This window comes from Nitratidesulfovibrio oxamicus (assembly GCF_015731765.1).
Lineage (GTDB): Bacteria > Desulfobacterota > Desulfovibrionia > Desulfovibrionales > Desulfovibrionaceae > Cupidesulfovibrio > Cupidesulfovibrio oxamicus.
The window spans coordinates 1-2,686 of record NZ_VRYY01000357.1 but is presented as its reverse complement, the minus strand read 5'-3'; the positions used below and the strand labels follow the sequence as shown (position 1 = coordinate 2,686).

General features: G+C 70.1%; 4 protein-coding genes. 2 read left to right on the top strand and 2 right to left on the bottom strand.

All coding sequences use genetic code 11. The features are described 5' to 3' along the window. Positions 1-409 (bottom strand): DUF4147 domain-containing protein (locus FVW20_RS12120; protein ID WP_196609818.1); only part of this gene is annotated, 409 nt, incomplete at its 3' end. A 429-nt stretch (positions 410-838) separates the two neighbouring features. On the opposite strand from FVW20_RS12120, the gene FVW20_RS12115 reads away from it, so the two are divergent. Continuing rightward, entirely contained in the window at positions 839-1,393 is a 555-nt protein-coding gene (locus FVW20_RS12115) for a BON domain-containing protein (protein ID WP_196609817.1), read from the top strand. Between the two features lie 114 nt (positions 1,394-1,507). Beyond that, positions 1,508-1,666 (top strand): rubredoxin, encoded by a 159-nt coding sequence (locus FVW20_RS12110; protein WP_196609816.1) that lies wholly within the window; start codon positions 1,508-1,510, stop codon positions 1,664-1,666. A gap of 120 nt (positions 1,667-1,786) precedes the next feature. Here the strand turns inward: FVW20_RS12110 and FVW20_RS12105 are convergent. Beyond that, a partial coding sequence (locus tag FVW20_RS12105) for a chromate transporter (RefSeq protein ID WP_196609815.1) occupies positions 1,787-2,686 on the bottom strand: 900 nt, incomplete at its 5' end.

Below are 2,686 nucleotides of genomic sequence, written 5' to 3'. Positions count from 1 at the left end.
TGGCCCCGCCGGTAAGGGCGCACAGCACGAGGTCGCGCGGGCCCGCCGTGCGCACCAGGTCCAGGATTTCGTTGGCGGCGCGTTCACCGGCGGCGTCGGGCACGGGGTGGGCGGCCTCGCGCAGGGCGATGCGCTTCAGCGGGGCGGTATGCCCGTACTTCACCACCACCACGCCATCGTGCACCCGGTCGCCCAGGATGTCTTCCAGCGCGGCGGCCATGGGGGCCGCGCCCTTGCCCGCGCCCACCACGTAGACGCGCTCGTGGGCGGAAAGGTCGTAGTCGCGCCCCGCGATGTGCAGGGTGTTGCCGTTGCGGCGCACATGGCGGTGCACGGCGCGGTCGGGGGCCACGGCGTCGAGGGCGCGGGACAGGATATGGTCGAGGACGGCGCGCTGTTCGGGGGTCATGCGGCGATCTCCTTGGCGTCGTTAGGGGGGCGTCGTTTCCGGGGACGTGTCGGGTGTGTGCGGGTTTGCGGTGCCTGGTCGTGCGCTTTCGGTTACGGCCTTTCCGGCTCATGGCGTTGCCGGTCCGGTGCTCTGGCGCATGGGGTTTCGCCCGCGTGGCGTTTCCGGTCCCGCTGGGTTGCGGCGGGCGCGGACGGGCGGCGGGGCCGCGTGGCGCATGGTAGGTGGGCGCAATGCCCGTGGTCAAGAGGAACGCGTTGTCCGGCTGCAGCCCGGTCGCGGGGTGCCCGAGCGGCGCCGGACCCGGTGACAGCGCGTCCGTCGCGTGTTATGTTTCACCATGAATCCCAGCGCCTGCGCTGGCCCTCTGGTAGCGGGCAGCACGGCGGGGGAGGCAACCAACCGAAGAACATAACGCAGGAGACAGCCATGAAACTCCGCATCCTTTCCTCCGTCATGCCGGTGCTGCTGCTGGCGGCCTCGGTGCTTGCGCTTTCCGGCCTTGGCGGCTGTGCCGTCTATTCCGTGCCACAGGACGAACGCACCGTGGGCACCATGGTGGATGACAGCACCATCCGCACCTCCATCAAGAGCGACCTCATGCAGCGCGACGCCTCCGACGGCTACGCCGTGAAGGTGTACAGCTACGCCGGGCGGGTCTTTCTGGTGGGCGAGGTGCCCCCGTCGTTCCGCGACCCGGCGGTGGCCATCGCCCGCAAGGTCAAGGGCGTGCGTTCGGTGACCACCCACTGGTTCGAACCGGGCACCGGCCACACCGCCGACGACCTGGCCGTGGCCACCAAGGTGCGCACCAACCTCATCGCCGAGAAGGCCCTGAGCTCCACCCAGATCGACCTTGAAGTGTACGGCGGTCAGGTTGTGCTGCTGGGCATGGTGCGCGCGCAGGCCGACGTGGACCGCGCCGTCATGGTGGCGCGCGCCGTGGGCGGCGTGCGCTCGGTGAAGTCGTACCTGATTCCGTAGCGACTGCGGCGTGTCCGTCACAGCCGGACGCGTTCTTCCCGCATTCTCCAGCATCCGCGCGCGGGCCGTGCGGTCAAGGTCAAAACGGCGCCGCCATGGCGCAAGGAGACATCGATGCAGAAGTACAAGTGCCCCTGCGGCTATGTGTACGAACCCTCCGAGGGCGATCCCGAACACGGCGTTGGCCCCGATACCCCTTTCGCCGACCTGCCCGAGGACTGGGTATGCCCGTGGTGTGACGCGGAGAAGGAATACTTCGAGCCCGTGCAGTAGCCGAGCGGACCGTTTTCGCAACGCAGGATGACAACGCCCCCGGCGCAGGATGATGCGCGGGGGCGTTTGTCGTTTCCTGAAAGGAACGTGGCCGGAAGGACGCGACGCCCGGGGCGCTGCCTACAGCGCCAGCCTGATCACCGCGCCCAGCCCGGCGCAGGCGGCCAGCACCGGCAGCATGGGGGCCTTGAAGCGCAGCATGGCCACGCCCGCGCCCAAGGCCAGCAGGGCGGCCACCGGGTCCAGGCCGGACAGGGCGGGCAGGGGCAGGCGCAGACCGATGGGGCCATTCCACGTGCCCACCGTGCCGAAGAGCACATGCAGCCCGAACCACAACGAGAGATTGGCGATGACCCCGGCCACGGCGGCGGTGACCCCCGCCAGCGCGGCTGCCAGCGCGGGCCTGCCGCGTACGGCCTCGATGTAGGGCGCGCCCAGGAATATCCATAAAAAGCACGGGGTGAAGGTGACCCACACCGTCAGGGTGGCCCCCAGCAGCCCGGCGAAGGCCGGGGGGAGCCCGCCGGGGCTGTTCCACGCGGCCAGATAGCCCACGAACTGCAACACCAGTATCAGCGGGCCTGGCGTGGTTTCCGCCAGTGCAAGGCCGCCCAGCATGTCGGCGGCGGTCAGCCAGCCGTGGGCCTCCACGGCCTGCTGGGCCACATAGGCCAGCACAGCGTAGGCCCCGCCAAAGGTGACCACCGCCATCTTGCTGAAGAACACGCCCATGCGCGCGTAGACGCTGTCCCACCCCAGCAGCAGGCCGAGCAGCAGCACCGGCCCCAGCCACAGCGGCAGCCATGTGGCCAGCACGCGCAGGGCGCGTGCGGTGGATGGTCGGGCATGGTCGGGCATGTGGCGGATGGCCGGAAGGGGAAGGTCGCCGTGGGGCATCTCGTCGCGCGCGGGGGCATGCGAGGCGGTGCCCCCTTTGTGCCTTTTGTCCCCGTTGGCGCCGCCCGTTGCCGGTGCGTACCGTGCGCGCAACCATCCCAGCAGCCCCGCGCCGAAGACCAC

Excerpts from the sequence above, each read along its gene's own strand:
- FVW20_RS12115 (WP_196609817.1), top strand. The coding sequence starts at position 839 with ATGAAACTCCGCATCCTTTCCTCCGTCATGCCGGTGCTGCTGCTGGCG.
- FVW20_RS12110 (WP_196609816.1), top strand. The coding sequence starts at position 1,508 with ATGCAGAAGTACAAGTGCCCCTGCGGCTATGTGTACGAACCCTCCGAG.